Raw genomic sequence first — 20,408 nt, forward strand, 5'->3', positions numbered from 1 at the left:
TGCTCCCCAGCAGCTGCAAAGTTCTTGACACCAGAGACGATGCTCAGTTCGCCGGATAAGTTGTGAGTTGCCTTAGGCAACTGGGGAGCGGATCGGGGACTCCGGGAATCAGGCGCTGCGCTCGGCCGCACTCCGCTCGACGCAGAACTCGTTCTGCTCGGGATCGAGCATGGTGACCCAGCCGGGTCCCTCGGGCTTGCGGTGGTCCTCGTGGATGCTCGCGCCGAGGCCGAGCAGCCGCTCGACCTCCTCGTCCCGGGTGCGCTCGGTCGGCACCCAGTCGATGTGCACCCGGTTCTTCACCGTCTTCGACTCCGGCACGCGGATGAACAGCAGCCCCGGCACCGGCGCCGGTGCCTCGACCAGGACCTCGTCGTCCCCGGGCTCGTCGCCCGCGCCCAGCGGCCAGCCGGTCGTGGTGCTCCAGAATTGCGCGAGCTCGTACGGGTTTTCGGCATCGATCGTGATGTGTCGCAGGATCATGCGCAGACCCTAACTCCCAACGGAGGGCGTCCGGCCGGTGACGCGATGGGGTCGGGGGTTCCGGAGGGTCGCGGACTGTCGGTGGCCGGGTCTACTGTGCGGCCAAGGGTGGTTTCACAGGAATCTTTGCAGGGGGAAAGGAAGATCTGATGGCGTCTCGACTCAACCCGTACATCCAGTTCGACGGAAGCGCGCGGGAGGCTCTGGAGTTCTACAAGGACGTGTTCGGCGGCGAGCTGACCACGAGCACGTTCGGCGAGTTCGGCGCCGGTCACGGGCCGGATGACGACAGCAAGCTGATGCACGGTCAGCTGGAGACCCCGAGCGGTTTCACGCTGATGGCCGCGGACACCCCGCAGGGGATGTCCTACAACCCCGGCGAGAACATCTCGGTCAGCCTCAGCGGTGACGACGGCGACGACCTGCGCGGCTACTTCACCCAGCTCTCCGACGGTGGCAAGGTCACCGTCCCGCTGGAGAAGCAGATGTGGGGCGACGAGTTCGGCCAGCTCACGGACCGGTTCGGCATCAACTGGATGCTCAACATCACCGGCAGCTGACCGCAGCTCGCGACAGGACCCGGCCCCTCGGCGACTCAGCCCCCGAGGGGCCGTTCTGTCGGCCTGTAGTGAGCCTGGCCTTTTTCAGGTCGGCAGGTAGGGGAGTGGACTTGGCGGTAGACGGCGTGCGGGTTCCGGACGGGCGCTGGGTCGAGCTCTGGGACGGCGGCGCGCCCGGCGGAACCCCGGTGATCTTCCTGGCCGGGTGCCCGGACACACGGCACGCGGCGTACTCGGGCGTTGAAGCCGCTCGCCGGCGCGATGTGCGGCTGGTGGGTGTCAACCGGCCCGGCTACGGCCGCTCGACGAGTCACGCCTCAACCCACCTGTCGGTGGCCGATGATGTCGTGGCCGTCGCGGATGCCCTGGGCATCGAGCGGTTCGCCGTGGCGGGCATGTCGATCGGCGGCCCGTACGCCGTCGCCTGCGCGGTGCGGCATCCCGACCGCGTGACCGCCTTGGGCGTCCTGGCGGGCCCGGCCAGCGTGCCTGAGCTGGATCCGCCGTACCACCGCGACAACCTCGAACCGGACGCCCAGTCGTTCTTCGAGCGGCTGGCGCAATCCACGCCCGAGGAGGCAGTCGAGCTGATGCGCCCCGACTTCCTGGCGTACGTGGCCCAACTCAACCCCGCCGACCCCGACGACGAGTCGCTGGTACGGCGGTTCCTGGCGGAGCTGGATCCGCACGACGCCGGCGTACTGCGGGGTGCGACCGGCGAGGTCGATGGCCTCCGCTTGGGATCGGACCGGGCGATCGCTGCTGCCGTCCGCGAGGCGTTGGCGAACCCGGACGGCTACCTTCGCGATGCCGCAATCTCCTTCCGTGCTTGGGATTTCCGCCCTGAAGAAGTTCGTTGCCCGACGCACCTTTGGTACGGCGAGCATGACGCGAACGCCTCGGCGCGGAACGGGCAGTGGCTGGCCGACCGCATTCCGGGTGCCGCGCTGGTCGTCCACCCGCAGACGACCCATCTCGCCGTACTGCATGAGCATTGGCCGGCGGTGCTGGCAGCCTTAAGCGGTCACGCGGAGAGCGGTCGCTGAACGGACGAGCGACGCGACCGCCTGGGAGCGGCTGCCCGGCCGCCAGGCGATGAGGGTGGTGACGTCCGGGGCGTCGACGACGGGCACCGCGACGTGTTCGGGCCACTGCCAGGCGCGGCTCGAGGCTGGGATGACGAGCAACGTCTTGCCGAGGGCCACGAGCTGAGCCAGCTGCGACTGTGTGCGGACCTCGGGACCGGGTCCATCCGGGTAGGAGCCGTCGAGCCGCGGCCACCGCGCAATCGGCAGGTCCGCCACGTTGCTGACCTCGGCCAGGGTGAGCTGATCGCGTGCCGCGAGCGGATGCTTCGCGGGCAGGATCGCGACCTGGCCCTCGACGTGGAGCTCCTCGGTGTCGAAGCCGGCGAGGTCGTCGTACGGGTGATGCAGGATCGCCACGTCGGCGCTTCCGTCGCGCAGGAGGCCGGCCTGTTCGGTCACCTCGCAGAGCAGGATCTCCACCGGCGTCGCACCGGGGTCCTCGGCAAGCGCGTCGAGGAGTCGCTGCAGGATCTGGTGGGAGGCGCCGGCCTTCGTCACGAGGACCAGGGATTGCTGCGGGTCCCCAGCACGCCGGGTACGACGAGCCGCGGCGGCGACCGCGTCGAGGGCTGTCCTGGCCTCGGTGAGCAGGACCCGGCCGGCTTCGGTGAGCGCCACACCTCGGCGGTCCCGGGCGAGTAGTTGCACGCCCAGCCGGTGCTCGACCTTCCGGATGGCCCGGGACAGCGGCGGTTGGGCGATCCCGAGCCGATCGGCGGCACGGCCGAAATGCAGCTCCTCCGCGACAGCGACGAAGTACCGGAGCTCGCGGGTCTCGAGATCGTCCACGCCGCCAGCCTACGTGCCGTGATACCGGTGAGGTATCACAGCGGAGCCGATCGGTCTTGGACGCGGAACCTGCGGTCGACCAACGATGGGTGCTGTGAATGACATGAAGACCGCGCTGGTCACCGGCGCGAACAAAGGAATCGGCTTCGCCATCGCCCAGGGTCTCGGGGCGCTCGGCTTCCGGGTCGCTATCGGTGCCCGCGATGACATCAGGCGAAAGGAAGCCGTCGAGCAGTTGCGTGCTGACGGTATCGACGCGTTCGGGGTGGCCCTCGATGTCACGTCCGACGAGAGCGTCGCCGCGGCTGCGGAGACCGTCGAGCAGACCGCGGCGGGGCTGGATGTGCTCGTCAACAACGCTGGTATCGCCGGCCGGATTGACGATGGCGCGCAGGATCCGACCACGCTCGACCTCGACGTGCTCCGCGAGGTGCTCGAGACGAACGTCTTCGGCGTGGTCCGGGTGACCAACGCAATGCTGCCGCTGCTCCGGCGTTCCGCAACACCGCGGATCGTCAACCTGTCGAGCACCATGGGATCGCTGACCCTGCAGACCGGCCCGATCCTGGCCGCCTACGCGCCCTCGAAGTCGATGCTCAACAGCATCACCGCCGTGTATGCCCGCCAGTTCGCCGACACGAACGTCATCGTGAACGCCGCCTGCCCCGGCTATGTCGCGACCGACTTCAATGGTTTCAACGGGCTGCGGACACCTCAGGAGGGTGCGGCGATCGCGATCAGGCTGGCGACCCTGTCGGACGACGGGCCGCGCGGCGGCTTCTTCAACGACGAGGGAACCGTCCCCTGGTAAGCGAAAACCAGGTTCGCCCGGACGGGGTCGCGGGCTAACTTGAGGTCATGGGAGAGAACGACGTACTGCGGGATCCGATCCGGCACAACAACTGGGCGACCAAGAGTCTGATCCGGTTCTGCCGGGATCAGGAACTGACGGCCGAACAGCTCGAGGTCACCGGCGTCGGCACGTACGGCGGGATCGTGGCGACCCTGGATCACATCGTCCGCTGCGACGGAAGCTACCTGCGCCGAATCGCGGACCGCCCACTCGACTTCGTGGACAGCGGAGTGACGCCGAACTTCGACCTCCTGGAACAGTGGAACGACGAAGCCGGTGTGCTGTGGGAGGAGTTCCTCGCCGGCCCGATCGATGTCGAGCGGGTCCTGATCGTCGACGACAACACCCGCGGAACCCGGGCCGGCATCTTCATCGCCCAGGCGATCAATCACGCCAACCACCACCGCGAGCAGGTGTGCGCCATCCTGACGGGTTTCGGCATCGAGCCTCCCGACATCCAGGCATGGGAGTACGCCTGGCAAACCGAACGAATCTGGGATCTCCCCACCCCCTGACCCCCTAGATCAGCCGAAGCCCCTCCCACGCCCCCACCGATCCCCGCCCCACCGATCCCCGTGCCACCGATCCCCGCGCCACCGATCCCCGCGCCACCGATCCCCGCGCCACCGATCCCCGCGCCACCGATCCCCGCGCCACCGATCCCCGCCCCACCGACCCCCGCGCCACCGATCCCCGCGCTTCCTCACTCCGTTTGGTGGGTGCACCCACGAGGTGGGAGGTTCCCCCACCGGATTTTCGGGCGGGAACCCCCCATTTGGTGGGTGAACCCCACCCCGGTCAGTTGGGGTGGTTCGGGCCGCACCACGAGCGGTGCTGTGGGACGGGGCTGGGGAGCGTTACCCCACCAAATCGGCAGGCAGGAGTCCCCGGTCTCGTGGGGACGTGATGGCGGATCCTCCCCGAACCGATTTGGGGAGGGTGGTGGTCGGTGTGGAGCGGTTTGGGGTGGATCGGGGACGTACTTGGGGGGTGGATCCGCCCCAGATCGCCCCGCGCGGAGCGCAGGTGCTCCCCGAACCGGTTTGGGGAGGTGGATCGAGGCGGGTTCGTTGAGACCACCCCGAACCCCACGCTTACCGTCGTAACCCATGCTCCTCACCAATCGCGAACCGACTTACGGCCAGCCGGGCGCGGAGGGGAGAACCTCTCCCGTTTGGCGGGCTCACCCCAATGCCGGCTAGACGAGAATGCCGGCTAGTCGATCCCGGCCAGCGCCGCCGCTGCGGCATCCCGGGGTCCCGCTGCCACAACGTCCGAAGAACCCGCAGCTCGGGTCTCCGGATCGTCGGACGTTACCGGCGGCGGAGGTTGCGTTGGTCGGTAACTTTGGGGCGTTATCCGCGAAAAAATTACCGGCCAACGCATCACCGCACTGCACGCACGACGAGGGGCGCGGCTTTTGGTGACGGCGCGGCGCGGGGTGGTTTGGCGCGGCGCGGGTGGTGAGGCGCGGCGCGGGTGGTGAGGCGCGGGGTGGTTTGGCGCGGCGCGGCGCGGGTGGTGAGGCGCGGCGCGGGTGGTGAGGGCGCGGCGCGGGGTGGTTTGGTGAGGTGCGGCGTGGTTGATGAGGTGGGGCGCGGCGCGGCGCTGGTGCGGCACCGGGGCGGTTTGTTGGCGCGGCGCGAACTGGATTGGTGAGGCGCGGGGTGGTGAGGTGCGGCGCGGTTTGGTGAGGCGCGGGGTGGGTCAACTGCCAGCAGGCCTCTGTCCCGCACGGCGACCACAGCCCGGCAACCTCAGGCGACGTGGAGCCGCGGTCGCCGGGCCTCGCCATCTACCTCAGCCACCGCGGCGCCCGGCCACGCTTTCTTTTGGGTCGGCCGGAAGCGGCGATCAGCCAGAGCGGACGTCGCCGGCCGAGTCCTTTCGGGCCTGTGCCCCGACTCGACCGCCAAAGGCGGCCGACAAAGCAAGAGGGCTGGCCACGCGGGTGGCTGGGCGGGATGGCGAGGTCGGCTACCGCGGCTTGCGCTGTGTGGGGCTGACGGGCTGTGGCTGAGGTGCGTGAGGCTCGAGGTCTTGCGTTAGGCGGAGGATCTTCGGGTCCAGGCGCGCCGAAGATGCTCCGACCAACGCGCCAGACGCCCCCGACGACCCGAGATCGCGGGTCGGCAACCACCTTGAGCGCCGCTCAACCACCGTCAGAGGTTTTGGGACTCTGGTACTGGGGTTAGGGCGGTGCCGTAGGTGAACCAGTTGAGGAGGTTCTCGACTACTAGGTTGCCCATGGCGATTCGGGTGGGGATGGTGGCTGAGCCGACGTGTGGCAGGAGCACTGCGTTCGGGAGGGTGAGTAGGTCGGGGTGGACCTTGGGCTCGTGCTCGTAGACGTCTAGCCCGGCCGCGTAGATCGTGCCGGAGCGGAGGGCGTCGACCAGTGCCTGCTCGTCGACGACTGAGCCGCGGGCGACATTGATCAGGATTCCGTCGGGTCCCAGGGCCTCGAGGACCTCGGCGTTCACCAGGTGACGGGTGGAGTCGCCGCCGGGGATCACCACCATCAAGGTGTCGACGTCGTGTGCCAGCTCGAGCAGGGTCGGGTAGTAGGGATAGTCGACGTCCTTCTGGCTGCGGTTGTGGTAGGCCACCGAGATTCCGAACGGTGTCACCCGGTCGGCGATCGCTTGGCCGATTCGACCCAGGCCGAGGATGCCCAGGCGGCGGCCGTTCATTGTTGCCTTGGTCAACGGATAGGCGCCGTCCTGCTGCCACTTGCCGGCCCTGAGGTAGCGTTCGGCCTGCGGTAGCTCGCGGACCGTCATCAGCAGCAGCCCGAGCGCGGTGTCCGCGACCTCGTCGTCCAGGACACCGGGGGTGTTGGTGACGACGACGCCGCGCGCGGCCGCGGCGGTGGCGTCGATCTGGTCGTAGCCGACGCCGAAGCTCGCCACGATTCGCACCGCAGGTAGTCGATCCAGGAACGCGTCGTCGATGCGGGTGCCACCGGTGGCGACGGCAACGATCTCGTCGCGGCGGTCGGCGAGGACCGCGTCGGGGTCGCTCTCCTCCCAGAGCCGGATCAACTCACAGTGACCGCTCAGCCCTTCGGCGACTGCGGTATGCATCGGTTTCGGCATCAGCACCACTGGTTGTCCCATGCGTCCCATCCTCATCGACCGATCCTGCCCGGACCAGGTACCCGGTTGCCCTTTCCCAGGAACTGGACAGGAACTGAACCGGAACCGGACCGAAGTTCACCTGTTCGCCCCTGTTTCCCGGCCACCCCATCGGCGACGATCGAGACCGGGGTGAGGTTCGGGAGAGGGAGGCAACCATGATCATCGACTGCGCCTACTACCAGGACGGCCGCCGTCAGCACGTCGAGACGATGTCGGTCCGCGAAGCCGCCGCGCAGTGTTCCAAGGGTGGATTCGTCTGGCTGGGGATGTTCGATCCGACCGCCGAGGAGCTCGCGCAGGTCAGCGAGAGTTTCGGCCTGCACGAGCTCGCCGTCGAGGACGCGCAGACCTTCCACCTGCGGCCGAAGGTCGAACCGTACGAGGGCGACATCCGGCTCGTCATCCTGCGCACCGCCCGGTACGACGAGGAGCGGGAGGAGGTCGAGTTCGGCGAGGTCAGCGTGTTCGTCGGGCCGGCGTTCGTGATCACGGTCCGCCAAGGTGTCGCGAGTGATCTGCACGGCGCCCGGATCCGGCTGGAGCAGCGGTCGGAGCTGTTGGAGGCTGGGACGAACTCGGTGCTCTGGGCGATCCTCGACCAGGTGGTCGACGGGTACGGTCCCGTCGTCGCGGAGCTGGAGCGTGACATCGAGGAGGTCGAGCGGACGGTGTTCGCGGGTGCGGTCGCACCGACTGAGCGGATCTACTTCCTGCGCCGCGAGGTGACCGACTTCTACCGCGCTGTGCATCCGCTGATCGCCGTACTGGCCACGATCGAGCGCGGTGCTCGCAACACTGAGCTGCTGCCGTACTTCCGCGATGTCCGCGATCACCTGGTGCTGGTGAACGAGGAGGTGGCCGCTCAACGGGACCTGCTGGCGACGGTGCTCGAGGCGAACATGGCCGTCATCTCGGTCGAGCAGACCAAGGTCGGTGTGCAGCAGAACGCGACCATCGAGCAGTTGACTATCTTGGCGACGATCTTCCTGCCGCTGACCTTCGTGACCGGCTTCTTCGGCCAGAACTTCGGGTGGTTGGTCGACCACATCGGTGCGGAGTGGGACTTCCTTGCACTCGGCATCGGTGGCTTGCTGGTGCCCTGTATCGCCTTGTTCATCTGGTTCCGCCGGCAGCGGGCAGCGCGACGGCCGAATCCGTTGGGGTAGCGGACGGCAGGTGTCCGCCATGGCGGTGATGCTGGGTGCATGAGTGAGCACAACGTCAGCACAGCGACCTTCCATGCGTACTTCGGCTACCGCGACGCGGTCGGCGCACTGCGATGGTTGGAGCGTGCCTTTGGATTCGAGACCACCATGGAGGTTCCGGACGAGCAGGGCGGGATCTCGCACGCGGAGATGCGGTACGGCGGCGTCGCGTTCACGCTGTTCAGTGACAGAGACGGGTATGACCGACCGGTGCGCAAGGGAGACACCGTTGGGCACGGTATGTACCTCGCTTTCGACAGTCGTGAGCAGGTGGATGAGGTGTATCGCTCTGCCCTAGCTGCGGGCGCGGAGTCGATCTGGGAAGCGGCCCTGAGCGAGTGGGGCAACTACCGCTGCCGGGTCGCCGACCCCGAGGGCTACGAGTGGACCTTCGGTACTCACCGACCAGGGAGCTAGCCGAGGTTTAGGTCGGCGACGGTTACTGGTTGGCCGGTGGTGAGGGACTGGTTGGCGGCGATGCCTACTGCTACTGCGTTGATGCCGTCGTTGATGTCGGCGGCGCGGGCGAGTGGGTCGTCGCCGGGGCCTTGGAAGAGGTCTGCGTAGAGGAGGCGGTCGCCGCCGCCGTGGCCGCCGGCGGCTCGGGGGATCTCGACCTGGACTGCGGCGGTCCAGTGCTTCTGGAGGACGAGGCGTTCGCCGTCGGAGCGGATGTCGCCGGTGATCAGGTTTCCGGCCGGGTAGCTCGGGTCGATGCTGGCGTCGATCACTGCGGCGCGTTCGACGACCTCCAGCTCCGCGCGGCCCTCGGTGCCGTTGACGGAGACCTTGTAGCCCTCCCAGGGGGAGTGGGCGTTCAGCGAGTAGCTGAGGCGGGCGCCGTTCGTGTACTCGGCTATGACGGCCAGGTTGTCCTCGATGGTGATGCCTGGTCCGAAGACGTCCTGGTCGCGGAGATAGCCGTCGTACTTCTCGCTCTCGAAGTAGAGGCGGCGGTTGGCTTCGTCGTGGCGGAGGTCGAGCAGCCAGGGGTCGTCGGACCAGTCGTCCACGGTGCCACGCGGTGGGCGGGGGCCTAGGCCGCGGGCTGCGGCGTTCTGGTCGCCGTAGAAGGAGAGTGCGCCGGACGCGAAGACGCGAGCGGGTTTGGAGGCGATCCACCAGTTGACGAGGTCGAAGTGGTGAGAGGCCTTGTGGACCAGCAGTCCGCCGGAGTTCTGCTTCTGGCGGTGCCAGCGGCGGAAGTAGTCCGCTCCGTGCCTGGTGTCGAGCACCCACTGGAACTCGACGCTGGTGACCGTGCCGATGGAGCCGTCTGCGATCAGCTTGCGTAGCGCGCTGTTGCGGGGTGAGTAGCGATAGTTGAAGGTCACGACGACGGACTTGCCGGACTCCGCCATCGCTGCGGCGATCTGACGGGTGCCGTCAGCGTCGATCGTGAGGGGCTTCTCGACGATCACGTCGGCGCCTGCGCGGAGGAGGCGGGAGACCACGGCTGCATGGGTGTAGTCGGGGCTGGTGACGATCACCCGGTCGACGGACTGCTCCTTGACCATGCGCTCCAGGTCGTCGGCGCCGTACTGCGGGAGCTGGTGGCCGCCGAGTCCTTCGACGTACTGCTGGTGGAAGGCGAGGCGACCGGGGTTCGGGTCGAGGAGGGCTACCAGTTCGGCGTCGGTGGGGTGGTCCTGGAAGATCGCCCGGACGTACTCACGGGCCCGGGAGCCGGTTCCGGCGACGGCATAGCGGCGGGCCATGGCGGCGGCCTCTCTACTCGTGGAGGAATCTACTCGTGTAGATCCCGAGGCTATCCCGGGGCTCGACGAGGGGTCAACGGTCGTACGATCGGGCTCATGTCGTCCCCAGTCACGCGTAACGACGTCGCGCGGTACGCCGGAGTCAGTACGGCGGTTGTGAGTTACGTGGTGAACGACGGGCCGCGGGCGGTGTCGCCGGCGGCGCGCGAGCGGGTGCTCGAGGCGATCCGGGTGCTTGGGTATCGGCCGAACGCTACGGCTCGGGCGCTGCGGACGGGGAGCACGCGGACCTTCGGGCTGATCACGCCGGACGGTGGGAACCCGTTGTTCGCCGAGCTGGCCAAGGCGATCGATAAGGCCGCTGACGAGCGTGGGTACGTCGTACTGCAGACGAGTGCTGATGGTGATCCGGAAACCGAGCGCACGAAGGTCGCGCAGCTACTGGCGCGACAGGTGAGCGGGCTGGTGCTCGTGACGCCAACCGAAGCCCCCGACCTGGCCGGCGCCGACGTGCCGGTGGTCGTCGTCAACCGCGTGCTGCCCGGGGTGAGCTCGGTCAGTCCCCGCTACCGCGAGGGTGCACGAGCCGCCGTCGAACACCTGGTCAGCCACGGTCACACCCACATTGCTCTGGTGATCGGAGGAAAGAGACAGTCCGAGCGGGAGCTGGGGTGGCGGGACGGGTTGCGGGGGGCGGGGTTGGCGGATGGGCCGCTAATCAGGGTGGGGTTTAGTCGGGAGGGTGGGTACGACGCGGGGCGGTGGTTGGTGGGGTTGGGGGAGCGGCCTACGGCTGTGTTTGCCAGTTCGGATTTGCAGGCGATTGGGCTGCTGCGGGCTGTGCGGGAGGCGGGGTTGCGGGTGCCGGAGGACTTGGCGGTGGTGGCGTTTGACGGGACGCCGGAGGCGGAGTGGTGTTGGCCGGGGTTGACGGTGGTTCGGCAGCCGGTGGAGCGGATGGCGGCTGAGGTGGTGAGGCAGTTGGTTGAGGGGACCGACGGTGAGGCGACTGCTTGTCCGACGGAGTTGGTGGTTCGGAAGTCTTGCGGGTGTTAGAGGGTTCCTAGGTCTTCGAAGATGAGGGCTGTGCGGGTGCCCAGGACTTCGGGGATGGCCTGGAGCTTCTCCAGGACTACGCGGCGGAGGCCCTCGTTGTCGGCGGCGCGGACCAGGAGGATGGCGTCGAAGTCGCCGCCTACCAGGGCCATGTGCTTGATTTCGGGGATGGCTTGGAGCTGTTCGCGCAGTGTGCGCCAGGAGCTTTGGCGGAGACTCAGCGTGACGTACGCCGAGGTGGCGAGGCCCAGTTTCAGGGGGTCCACGGTGACTGTGAAGCCCGTGATGGTGTCGGTGCTGGTGAGGCGTTCTACGCGGGCGTAGGCGTTCGCGCGGGAGATGTGCACCTGCTCGGCCAGGGCGCGGATCGAGAGCCTTCCGTCGCGTCCCAGGGCCTCGACGATCTGACGGTCGATCTCGTCGAGGGCCGGAGCGATGACCATCCGTCCAGGTCCGGCGTGATGCGGGATCTCGTCCTGGGACATTCGCACTCCAATTCCGACCGGCGATGACCAAATGTCTCGGCATTTTCCCAGGTCTGGATCCGAATGGCCAGAAGTACGACGATGTGGCCACCGTCCGTCTCCTGCGCCTGGAGGGCTCATGACGACCGTCGAGGAGCTCTTGCTCCCCTCCACAGAACCTGTCCGGTTGATCGACCAGGATGGGGTTCTGCACGAAAATTCGTCATACCAGCTGCCTGGTGAGCAGGCGCTGGTCGATGGCTACGTTGAGTTGATCAAGGGTCGTCGGATCAACGATCAAGCCAGTGCACTGGTCCGGCAGGGCCGGCTGGCTGTCTACCCGTCGTCGCACGGGCAGGAGGCCTGTCAGGTCGCCGCCTCGATGGTGTTGGCCGACGGGGACTGGCTGTTCCCGACCTACCGCGACACGGTCACGATCGTGAGCCGTGGTGTCGACCCGATCGAGACGCTGACGCTGCTGCGTGGCGACTGGCACTCGGGCTACGACCCGTACGCGCGCAACGTCGCGCCGCAGTCCACACCGCTGGCGACCCAGCTGACGCACGCGGTTGGGGTTGCGCACGCGGCGCGGTTGAAGGGCGAGGACACCGTGGTGATGGCGCTGTGCGGCGACGGTGCGACCAGTGAAGGTGACTTTCACGAGGCGCTGAACTTCGCGGCGGTCTTCAAGGCGCCGGTCGTCTTCTTCGTGCAGAACAACGAGTACGCGATCTCGGTGCCGCTGTCCAAGCAGACTGTCGCGCCGTCCATCGCTCACAAGGGCATCGGGTACGGCGTCCCGGGAGAACGGGCCGATGGCAACGATCTTGCCGGGCTGCTCGCCGTACTGGGGCAGGCTGTTGCGAAGGCGCGCGCGGGCGAGGGACCGCAGCTGGTCGAGGCGCACACGTATCGGGTGCAGGCGCACACGAACGCTGACGACGCGACGCGCTACCGGCAGGACGACGAAGTGACGCCGTGGCTGGCGAAGGACCCGATCAAGCGGCTCGAGGCCTATCTGAGCAGCGCTGGATTGCTGAGCGACGACATCAAGAAGCGGGCCGAGGACGCGGCGACGCAGGTGGCGCAGCAGTTGCGCGACGGGTTGATGCCGGAACCGAGTGTTGATCCGGAAGACCTGTTCGCCCACCTGTACGCCGTACCGACGCCGCAGTTGGCCGAGCAGGCTGCGTTCCTGCGGGACGAGCTGGCGCGAGAGGAGGCCTGATCATGACGCACCAGAAGATTTCGATGGCGCAGGCCTTGAACCAGGCGCTGCGGGACGCGATGGCCGCCGACGACTCGGTGTTGATGTTCGGTGAGGACGTCGGAGCGCTCGGCGGGGTCTTCCGGATCACCGATGGGCTGACCGCGGAGTTCGGCGAAGATCGTTGCTTCGACACCCCGTTGGCCGAGTCCGGGATCGTCGGGATGGCGATCGGGCTCGCGATGAACGGGATGCGGCCGGTGGTCGAGATGCAGTTCGACGCGTTCGGGTACCCGGCGTTCGAGCAGATCGTCTCGCATGTCGCGAAGATGCGGAACCGTACCCGCGGCCGGGTCGCGCTGCCGATGGTGATCCGGATGCCTTATGCCGGTGGGATCGGCGGGGTTGAGCATCACTGTGATTCTTCGGAGTCGTACTACGCGCATACGCCTGGGCTGACGGTTGTTGCCCCGAGCACCGTTGCGGACGCGTACACGTTGTTGCGTAGGGCAATCGAGTGGCCGGATCCGGTGGTGTTCATGGAGCCGAAGAAGCTCTACTGGGCCAAGGAGGAGGTCGATCTGACTGAATCTGTGCCGGGGATCGGGAAGGCTGTTGTACGGCGGGAAGGCGCGGACGCGACGCTGATTGCGTACGGGCCTTCGGTGCCGGTCGCTCTCGAGGCGGCGGAGGCTGCTGCGGCTGAGGGACGGCAGTTGACGGTCGTGGATCTGCGGTCGGTGGTGCCGTTTGACGACGAGACGGTTTGTGCTGCGGTACGGCGTACTGGGCGGGCTGTGGTTGTTGCCGAGGCGAGTGGTTTCGCGAGTGTGTCATCGGAGATCGTTGCTCGGGTCACCGAACGGTGTTTCCATTCGCTGGCCGCGCCGGTGCGGCGGGTGACCGGGTTCGACATCCCGTATCCGCCGCCGAAGCTGGAGAAGTTCCAGCTGCCGGGGGTCGACCGGATCCTTGACGCTGTTGATGATTTGCAGTGGGAGGACTCGTGAACACGTTCCTGCTCCCGGATCTCGGTGAGGGGTTGACCGAGGGCGAGATCGTGCGGTGGTTGGTGGCTGCTGGTGATGTCGTCGCTGTGGATACGCCGGTTGCTGAGGTCGAGACGGCGAAGTCTGTCGTGGAGCTGCCTTCGCCGTATGCGGGGGTGGTTGAGGAACTGCATGGTGAGGTTGGCACGGTGATCCCGGTGGGGAAGCCGCTGATCACCATCGGGGCTGAGGTCGGTGCGGCCTATCGCGAGGAGGAGCGCGCGGGGTCCGGGAATGTGCTGATCGGTTATGGGACTGGGGAAGCCGCCGGTGCCGGCCGTCGGCGGAAGCCACGTGGAGCTGCCGTTGCTGTTGAGTCGCGGGTTGTGCGGGTGATTTCACCGCTGGTACGACGGTTGGCTCGCGATGCCGGTGTGGATCTCAAGGGGTTGGTGGGGTCTGGGGCGGACGGACTGATTGTTCGGCGGGATGTGGAGCTGGCTATCGCACGCCGTGTCGGACCTGCGGCGGATGAGATTGTGCCTGTTGTCAGTCGAAGCCCGCAGCTTGTGGATGCCGTGACTGGAGTTGACTCTCGGACTGGGCTTGGGGAGTTGAAGCGGGAACAGATGAGTGGGTTCCGGAAGGTTGTGGCTGCGACTTTGAGTCGGAGTCGGCGGGAGATTCCGGAGGCTACTACTTGGGTTGATGTTGATGCGACCGCGTTGCTCGAGTTGCGGGAGTCGTTGCGGTCGGCAACTGATTCGGGGCCGGGGTTGCTGGCTTTGATGGGGCGGTTTGTGGTTGCTGGGTTGGTGAAGTATCCGGAGCTGAACGGGTTTGTGGATACTGAGCGGGACGAGCTTGTTCAGTTCGATGGGGTGAATCTCGGGCTGGCGGCGCAGACTGAGCGTGGGTTGGTGGTGCCGGCGGTTGCCAACGCTCACCAGTTGAGTGCGCGTGGGCTGGACGTGGAGATTCGGCGGTTGATGGAGACGGCCCGTGCTGGGCGGTTGACGCCGGAGGAACTCAACCGTGGGACGTTCACGTTGAACAACTACGGGAGTTTCGGGGTCGATGGCAGTGCGGCGATCATCAATCATCCGCAGGTGGCGATCCTGGGGGTCGGGCGGATCATTGATCGGCCGTGGGTGGTGGACGGTGAGCTGGCGGTGCGGAAGTTGACTCAGTTGTCGCTGGTGTTCGATCACCGGGTGTGTGACGGTGGGACGGCGGCAGGGTTCCTGCGGTTTGTGGCTGATGCGTTCGAGAATCCGGCATCTGCTTTCGCAGACTTGTGATGACTGGGAGCGACGCCACGGTGTAGGGCTCGGACACGATTCGGCTCGATACTTGCGCGTAGCAAGTTCCTGGCTCCAGAATGCGAGCTGAATCCGGCGCTCAGGGGTGAGGCGGAGCGCGAGCAACCTCGCGCCCAGCCTGGGGTTCCGGTCCAGAATCCAGCACCAGAGGAAGAGCCTTGAACACATCGGTGCAGTTGCGGGGAAAGAAGTCACGGCTGGCCACGGTGCTCGGCGGAGCGGGCGCGCTGGCGCTCGCGGCGGGCGGCCTGTCGCTGGCGACCGCTCCGGCGGCGTCGGCCGACGGAATCGTGAAGCCGGGTAATCCGAACTGCGCCGATCTGGTGCCGGGATCGACGGAGATCAAGTTCGACCCGCCGACGCCCGGGCCCAAGTCCGCGGACGGTGTCACGGTCACCTGGAGCAAGCGCGTGCTCCTGGTCGACGACCCGGAGCACGAGGGTGACCAGACCGGTGGCGACTTGGTCGACTTCACCGCCGTCGGCGGCAAGGTGCTGGGCGCCATCATCAAGGGCGGCCCGATGGCGAACTTCTACGACTACCGCCCAGGCGGGACCGTCGCCGGGACCAGCCTGCACACGCCGGTGAACGACAACAACAAGAAGTACTACGGCATCAGCCATGTCACGTTCTGCGTCGCCAAGCTGACGACCACGCCGACCCCGACGCCGACTCCCACGCCGACGCCGACCCCCACGCCGACTCCCACCCCGACGCCGACGCCCACTCCGACGGACACGCCGAGTGACACGCCGACGCCGACGGACACCCCGAGCCAGACCCCGACGCCGACGGACACGCCGAGCGACACCCCGACGCCGACGGACACCCCGAGCGAGACGCCGACCACGACCGCACCGACCACGGCTCCCAGCAGCCCGATCGGCGTACCGACCGAGGTCGACGCCGGTCTGAACGGCGGGACCCGGAACGCGTCCGCCGAGACGTCCGGCCGCAGCATCCTGGGCATCGGACTGCTCGGTCTCGGTGGTGTGCTCGTGTTCGCCGGTGTGCTGAAGGCTCGCCAGCGCAAGGGATACCACTCTGCCTGACCTCCGCGCGCAGCGCCGCCGTCCGGGGCGCGCCCGATCGTCGTGGTTGACGATCGGGGCCCTGGCGGCCGGCGTCGCGCTGGTCGGCGTCGGCGGATACGTCCAGCTGCGCAGCAATGATGCGCAGGGACGGCCCAGCTCGGCGCCGACTCAGGTCAGCCCAGAGGTCGAGGACCCGAAGCCGTCCGGTACGACGAAGCGCCCGCCCGCCGAGGCCCGCAGTACGGCGGCCGCGCGACCGGGGAACCCGACCAGGCTCGCCGTTCCCAGCTTGGGGATTTCCACCCAGGTGCTGGCGATCCGGGCTCAGGGCGGAACACTCGTGCCGCCGTCCAACCCACGTGTCGTCGGCTGGTGGGCGGATGGCGCTCAGCCCGGTGCGGCGAAAGGCTCGGCGGTGATCACCGGTCACACCGTCCATGACGGTGGTGGTGCGTTCGACGACCTGGAGAAGCTCAAGCGTGGCGAGTCGGTCCGCGTCACCACGAAGCAGGGGTCGACGGAATACACCGTCACGTCGGTCACGACGTACCGCAAGAAGGCGCTGGCCAAGAAGGCCGCGCAGTTGTTCGACCAGAGCGTCCCCGGGCGGCTGGTGCTGGTGACCTGCGAGGACTGGGACGGTACGGCGTACCTCAGCAACTCCGTGGTCGTCGCGGTACCGAAGCGGTGAGTGGCCGGCCCCCGTGGGCCGGCCACTCAAGTCACAGCTAGTTGTTGATCTGGGTGGTCAGTGCGCTGTAGTACGACGCGACCTCGGCGTACACGCCCGGGTTGCCGGCGTCGGCGCAGCCGATGCCCCAGGAGACGACGCCGAAGAGGCGGCCGTTCAGGACGAGCGGGCCACCGGAGTCGCCCTGGCAGGAGTCCTTGCCGCCTGCCTTGTAACCGGCGCAGATCTCGCCGTTGGCGACGTAGCCTTCGCTCGCGTACTGCTGCTGGCAGTAGGAGTCACCGAGGACCGGGGTGAGCACCTTCTGGAAGCGGTCCGAGGGGCCGGTGCCCTCGGTGTCGCCCCAGCCGTACACGGTCGATTGCGCGCCGACCGCGTCGGCAGCCCGGCTGGACTCCAGCGGCAGGGTGGCGATACCGGTGAACGGCGTGGTCAGGGTCAGTACGGCGACGTCGTGGCCGGACTGGACGCCGTACAGCGGGTCCTTCCAGATCTTGGAGATCTTCGAGGTCTTACCGACCGTGGTGCGCAGGTCGTCGCGACCCTGGACTGCGGTGTAGGTGCTGATCGGTTGCGTGACGCAGTGCGCCGCGGTGACGATCTTGTTCGCCTTCACGAGAGTGGCGCCGCAGTACTGGTCGTACGGGTCGGACGAGCGGGTGTTGTTCAGCGCGATCGCCCACGGGGTCTGTGCGGTGCTGGCCAGCGTTCCGCCGACGATCGGGGCCGGTGGCTTCGACTTGGCGGCCTGCGCCTGACCCACTGCTCCGGCTGATGCTGCCACCAGGATGACGGCGGCGAACGCGGCACGGGCGAGCTTGAGCTTTCCTGTCATGCCTCACACTCCAGGGTTTGTTTGGGACCGCAGGGCGGCGCGGTCCCATCACCGTGAAGAGTTGTACGACGACAGGGAGTAGCACAAGCGATTGACCGGGCACAGTGGTGACGGGTCATCCCTGTGTCACAAGCGTCAGGAAAGCTGCCGTGGTCGCAGGCCGACCAGAATCACCCGGAGTCCTGCGGAAAACCGTGCTTCCGGACCGGCGCGGTTGGCGCGGTTGAGGTACGCGGCCAGGCTCTCCGCTCCGACGCCGAGCTGGTCGCCGGCCTTGTTTGCCCACTGGCGCTCGGTCAGTCCGCTGCGGCGGACCATCGCGGACCAGGCGGAGTCCGTGACGGCCGAGCCGATCAGGTAGTGGAAGACCGCCGAGACGGCGGAGTCGAGGTGCTCGCCCTTGAAGCGGGCGCCGGCCAGGATCGAGACGAGCTGGTCGGTGAAGGCCTGGTAGTTCGGACCGAGACCGGCGTGGGTCGCGAGCAGCTGCGGCGCCCAGGGGTGTTCCCACAACGCCCGGTACGCCGCTGTGCACGCGAGGGTGAGGTGGTCCCGCCAATCGCCCGGGCCGGCGTCGGCGACCGCCGTACCGAGGATTTCGTCGACTGCCAGCTCCAGCAGGTCGTTCTTGTTGGCGATCCGCCAGTAGAGGGCGGAGGTCGCGGCGGTACCGAGCTCGGCGGCGATCTTGCGCATCGAGAAGCCGTCGAGGCCGTCGCGGTCGAGGAGCTCGATCGCGGTGCTGATGATCTGCTCGCGGGTGAGGGGTGCCCGGGTCGCCTCGGCCTCGGTCCGGAGCCATACCGAACCGAGTGCCGTCCGTTCGTCTGCTGCTCGCACTGAAACAGTGTGTCAGGTTTGAAGACAATGTGTTAGCAACCAAAGTCGCACGACCGGGGACGGAGGGTGGACGACTCGGTCGCGCCGTCGGCGAAGACTCGGGGTATGAGCGAATCGCGGATGGATCGGGCGCAGTTCCTTCGACGTGCGGCCGCTCTCGGGCTGGTCGCGGGGGCCGCGGGAGCTGTCGGTTCTGCACGTCCGGCTTCGGCTGCAGGAGGTGGTACTGCGGCGGGTGGGGCCCTGCCACGACCCGCCGCGGCCGCCGTGGGGAGTGAGACGCAAGCCCGGTCCCTGGGTGGAGGTGGGCGGCGGCTGGTGTTGAAGGGGGTGGCTTATGACGTGGGGACGGGGTTCCTGGGGGATGACAGCCGGGTGCGGTGGAGTCGCGGGTTGATGCGGGGGGAGGTTCGGGCGATTCACGATCGGCTGCACGCCAACTGGGTGAGCGTCTACGGCAGCAACGTCGAGCGGTTGGTGGAGACGGCGACCGAAGTACTGAAGCAGGGGATGGCGGTTTCGGTGCAGCCTCGGGCGTTCGACGAGCCGCAGGCGGATGCGTTGGCGAAGTTGCGCGAGGTGGCGATCGGGGCGGAGCGGTTGCGGCGGCGGTTCGGGGCGGAGGTGATCTTGGTGGTCGGGTGCGAGTTCATGTTGTTCACGCCGGGGATCGTGCCGGGGGCGGACTTCTTCGAGCGGGTCGCGTACCTGGAGAAGGGCGACTACGACATGACCGAGTTGCAGCGGAAGTTCCGGGTGTTCACGGCGCAGATGGTGAAGGTTGCCCGGCGCCACTTTCACGGGCGGATCACGTACGGCGCCGCGCACGACCTGGAGAACGTGGATTGGTCGTTGTTCGACATCGTGGGGCTGGACTTCTACGGAACTGATCCGAAGGAGCTGGCGCCGTTTCGGCGGTGGGGCAAGCCGATCATGGTGCTGGAGTTCGGGTGCTGCACGTTCACCGGGGCGCCGGAGCTGGGCGGGATGGGCTGGGACATCGTCGACACCAACGGCGAGATTCCGCCGCAGTACATCCGTGATGAGCAGACCCAGGCGGATCACCTGGTGAAGATGCTGAAGGTATTCACCGCTGAAGGCTTCCTCGGAGCCTCGATGTACACGTTCATCTCACCGGACGCGCCGCATCGGCCGGACGACCGCCCGCACGATGAGGACATCGCGGCGTACAGCCTGTGCAAGGTACTGCGGAAGGACCCCGACGACCCGGCGTCGCCGTACCGCTGGGAACCGAAGAAGTCCTTCCACGCTGTCGCGAACTACTACGCGAACTGCTAGACCGCGTTGAAGGTGTCCGGATGCGGGCCGGTGCGCTCGTCGCGGTCTAGTGGGGTGATCGTGGCGAGGTCCTCGTCGGACAGTTCGAAGTCGAAGACGTTGAGGTTCTCCTTGATCCGGGCCGGCGTGACGGACTTCGGGATGACGATGTTGCCGAGCTGGAGGTGCCAGCGCAGTACGACCTGCGCGGGAGTGCGCTCGTGCTTCGAAGCGAGCGCCTCGATGACCGGGTCGGTCAGCAGCGAACCGCCCTTGGCCAGCGGGCTCCACGCCTCGGTACGGATGCCGAAGTCGGCGCCGTACGCGCGCACCTCGTCCTGCTGAAGGAACGGGTGCAGCTCGACCTGGTTGACCGCGGGCGTGATGCCGGCGAGTTCGTTGAGCCGATCCAGGTGGTGCGGCTGGAAGTTGGACACGCCGATCGCGCGAACCCGACCGTCGGCCAGCAGTTGCGAGAGCGCGCGCCAGGTGTCGACGTACAGGTCGAGGTCTGGGGCCGGCCAGTGGATCAGGTACAGGTCGAGATAGTCGAGGCCGAGCAGGCCGAGGCTCTGGTCGAAGGCTTGCAAGGCTTTGTCGTAGCCCTGGTCGGCGTTCCACAGCTTGGTCGTGACGAACAGCTCGTCACGGTCGATGCCGGAGGCAACCAGTGCCTTCCCGACACCGGCCTCGTTCTGGTACGCCGTCGCGGTATCGATACTGCGGTAGCCCGCCTCGAGAGCCGCCGTCACGGCCGCGGTGGTCTCGTCGTCCGGGACCTGGAACACGCCGTACCCGAGCTGGGGCATCTCGACGCCGTTGTTGAGCTTCACGGTGGGAATCATCGGTGGATCAA

Annotated in this window: 21 protein-coding genes; 13 read left to right on the forward strand and 8 right to left on the reverse strand. The window is 67.5% G+C overall.

Features of this window, described 5'->3' with window-relative positions; genetic code table 11:
- Positions 1 to 108: 108 nt before the first annotated feature.
- Entirely contained in the window at positions 109 to 483 is a 375-nt protein-coding gene (locus ABD231_RS12505; protein ID WP_344149707.1) for a VOC family protein, read from the reverse strand.
- A gap of 149 nt (positions 484 to 632) precedes the next feature.
- Here ABD231_RS12505 and ABD231_RS12510 point away from each other — a divergent pair, with 149 nt between their 5' ends.
- Both ABD231_RS12510 and ABD231_RS12515 read left to right on the forward strand, forming a co-directional pair.
- Positions 633 to 1,043 carry a VOC family protein gene (locus ABD231_RS12510; RefSeq protein WP_344149709.1) on the forward strand — a complete coding sequence of 137 codons (411 nt, stop codon included), beginning with the start codon at positions 633 to 635 and terminating at the stop codon, positions 1,041 to 1,043.
- A 104-nt stretch (positions 1,044 to 1,147) separates the two neighbouring features.
- The gene (locus tag ABD231_RS12515; RefSeq protein ID WP_344149711.1) at positions 1,148 to 2,089 is read left to right on the forward strand and encodes an alpha/beta fold hydrolase; all 942 of its coding nucleotides are present in this window, start codon (positions 1,148 to 1,150) and stop codon (positions 2,087 to 2,089) included.
- Here the strand turns inward: ABD231_RS12515 and ABD231_RS12520 are convergent.
- A complete protein-coding gene (locus tag ABD231_RS12520; protein WP_344149713.1) occupies positions 2,060 to 2,920 on the reverse strand; it encodes a LysR family transcriptional regulator in 861 nt (286 codons plus the stop codon). The genes ABD231_RS12515 and ABD231_RS12520 overlap by 30 nt on opposite strands.
- Positions 2,921 to 3,023: 103 nt before the next feature.
- Here ABD231_RS12520 and ABD231_RS12525 point away from each other — a divergent pair, with 103 nt between their 5' ends.
- Positions 3,024 to 3,731: an SDR family oxidoreductase gene (locus tag ABD231_RS12525; protein ID WP_344150115.1), complete on the forward strand. Its 708-nt coding sequence runs from the start codon at positions 3,024 to 3,026 to the stop codon at positions 3,729 to 3,731.
- Between the two features lie 47 nt (positions 3,732 to 3,778).
- A complete protein-coding gene (locus ABD231_RS12530) occupies positions 3,779 to 4,288 on the forward strand; it encodes a DinB family protein (protein ID WP_344149715.1) in 510 nt (169 codons plus the stop codon).
- 1,647 nt (positions 4,289 to 5,935) lie between these two features.
- On the opposite strand, the gene ABD231_RS12535 is transcribed toward ABD231_RS12530, so the two are convergent.
- A complete protein-coding gene (locus tag ABD231_RS12535; RefSeq protein ID WP_344149717.1) occupies positions 5,936 to 6,892 on the reverse strand; it encodes a 2-hydroxyacid dehydrogenase in 957 nt (318 codons plus the stop codon).
- A 176-nt stretch (positions 6,893 to 7,068) separates the two neighbouring features.
- Here ABD231_RS12535 and ABD231_RS12540 point away from each other — a divergent pair, with 176 nt between their 5' ends.
- Positions 7,069 to 8,079, forward strand: a complete 1,011-nt coding sequence (locus tag ABD231_RS12540) for a magnesium and cobalt transport protein CorA (RefSeq protein ID WP_344149719.1) — start codon at positions 7,069 to 7,071, stop codon at positions 8,077 to 8,079.
- 39 nt (positions 8,080 to 8,118) lie between these two features.
- Positions 8,119 to 8,535 (forward strand): VOC family protein, encoded by a 417-nt coding sequence (locus ABD231_RS12545; RefSeq protein ID WP_344149721.1) that lies wholly within the window; start codon positions 8,119 to 8,121, stop codon positions 8,533 to 8,535.
- On the opposite strand, the gene ABD231_RS12550 is transcribed toward ABD231_RS12545, so the two are convergent.
- A complete protein-coding gene (locus ABD231_RS12550) occupies positions 8,532 to 9,836 on the reverse strand; it encodes a Gfo/Idh/MocA family protein (protein WP_344149723.1) in 1,305 nt (434 codons plus the stop codon). The two genes, ABD231_RS12545 and ABD231_RS12550, sit on opposite strands and share 4 nt — an antisense overlap.
- A gap of 96 nt (positions 9,837 to 9,932) precedes the next feature.
- On the opposite strand from ABD231_RS12550, the gene ABD231_RS12555 reads away from it, so the two are divergent.
- The gene (locus ABD231_RS12555; protein ID WP_344149725.1) at positions 9,933 to 10,892 is read left to right on the forward strand and encodes a LacI family DNA-binding transcriptional regulator; all 960 of its coding nucleotides are present in this window, start codon (positions 9,933 to 9,935) and stop codon (positions 10,890 to 10,892) included.
- Here the strand turns inward: ABD231_RS12555 and ABD231_RS12560 are convergent.
- Complete coding sequence (locus tag ABD231_RS12560; RefSeq protein ID WP_344149727.1) at positions 10,889 to 11,377, reverse strand: Lrp/AsnC family transcriptional regulator; 489 nt, start codon at positions 11,375 to 11,377, stop codon at positions 10,889 to 10,891. The genes ABD231_RS12555 and ABD231_RS12560 overlap by 4 nt on opposite strands.
- 118 nt (positions 11,378 to 11,495) lie before the next feature.
- Between ABD231_RS12560 and ABD231_RS12565 the strand changes: the two genes are divergently transcribed.
- From ABD231_RS12565 to ABD231_RS12585, 5 genes are all read left to right on the forward strand, one after another.
- Entirely contained in the window at positions 11,496 to 12,584 is a 1,089-nt protein-coding gene (locus tag ABD231_RS12565) for a thiamine pyrophosphate-dependent dehydrogenase E1 component subunit alpha (RefSeq protein ID WP_344149729.1), read from the forward strand.
- 2 nt (positions 12,585 to 12,586) lie between these two features.
- Positions 12,587 to 13,573: an alpha-ketoacid dehydrogenase subunit beta gene (locus tag ABD231_RS12570; RefSeq protein WP_344149731.1), complete on the forward strand. Its 987-nt coding sequence runs from the start codon at positions 12,587 to 12,589 to the stop codon at positions 13,571 to 13,573.
- Entirely contained in the window at positions 13,570 to 14,853 is a 1,284-nt protein-coding gene (locus ABD231_RS12575; RefSeq protein ID WP_344149733.1) for a dihydrolipoamide acetyltransferase family protein, read from the forward strand. Before ABD231_RS12570 ends, ABD231_RS12575 begins: the two co-directional genes overlap by 4 nt.
- 179 nt (positions 14,854 to 15,032) lie before the next feature.
- Positions 15,033 to 15,926: a hypothetical protein gene (locus ABD231_RS12580; RefSeq protein ID WP_344149735.1), complete on the forward strand. Its 894-nt coding sequence runs from the start codon at positions 15,033 to 15,035 to the stop codon at positions 15,924 to 15,926.
- A 46-nt stretch (positions 15,927 to 15,972) separates the two neighbouring features.
- Entirely contained in the window at positions 15,973 to 16,599 is a 627-nt protein-coding gene (locus ABD231_RS12585) for a class F sortase (RefSeq protein WP_344149737.1), read from the forward strand.
- Between the two features lie 37 nt (positions 16,600 to 16,636).
- Here the strand turns inward: ABD231_RS12585 and ABD231_RS12590 are convergent, their stop codons facing one another.
- Together ABD231_RS12590 and ABD231_RS12595 are read right to left on the reverse strand one after the other, a co-directional pair.
- A complete protein-coding gene (locus ABD231_RS12590) occupies positions 16,637 to 17,434 on the reverse strand; it encodes a S1 family peptidase (protein ID WP_344149739.1) in 798 nt (265 codons plus the stop codon).
- A gap of 135 nt (positions 17,435 to 17,569) precedes the next feature.
- Entirely contained in the window at positions 17,570 to 18,274 is a 705-nt protein-coding gene (locus tag ABD231_RS12595; protein WP_344149741.1) for a TetR/AcrR family transcriptional regulator C-terminal domain-containing protein, read from the reverse strand.
- Positions 18,275 to 18,670: 396 nt separating this feature from the next.
- Here ABD231_RS12595 and ABD231_RS12600 point away from each other — a divergent pair, with 396 nt between their 5' ends.
- Positions 18,671 to 19,573, forward strand: a complete 903-nt coding sequence (locus ABD231_RS12600) for a glycoside hydrolase family 113 protein (RefSeq protein ID WP_344149743.1) — start codon at positions 18,671 to 18,673, stop codon at positions 19,571 to 19,573.
- On the opposite strand, the gene ABD231_RS12605 is transcribed toward ABD231_RS12600, so the two are convergent.
- Positions 19,570 to 20,397, reverse strand: a complete 828-nt coding sequence (locus ABD231_RS12605; RefSeq protein ID WP_344149745.1) for an aldo/keto reductase — start codon at positions 20,395 to 20,397, stop codon at positions 19,570 to 19,572. The genes ABD231_RS12600 and ABD231_RS12605 overlap by 4 nt on opposite strands.
- Positions 20,398 to 20,408: the final 11 nt, after the last annotated feature.

This window comes from Kribbella yunnanensis, from assembly GCF_039529655.1.
GTDB lineage: Bacteria > Actinomycetota > Actinomycetes > Propionibacteriales > Kribbellaceae > Kribbella > Kribbella yunnanensis.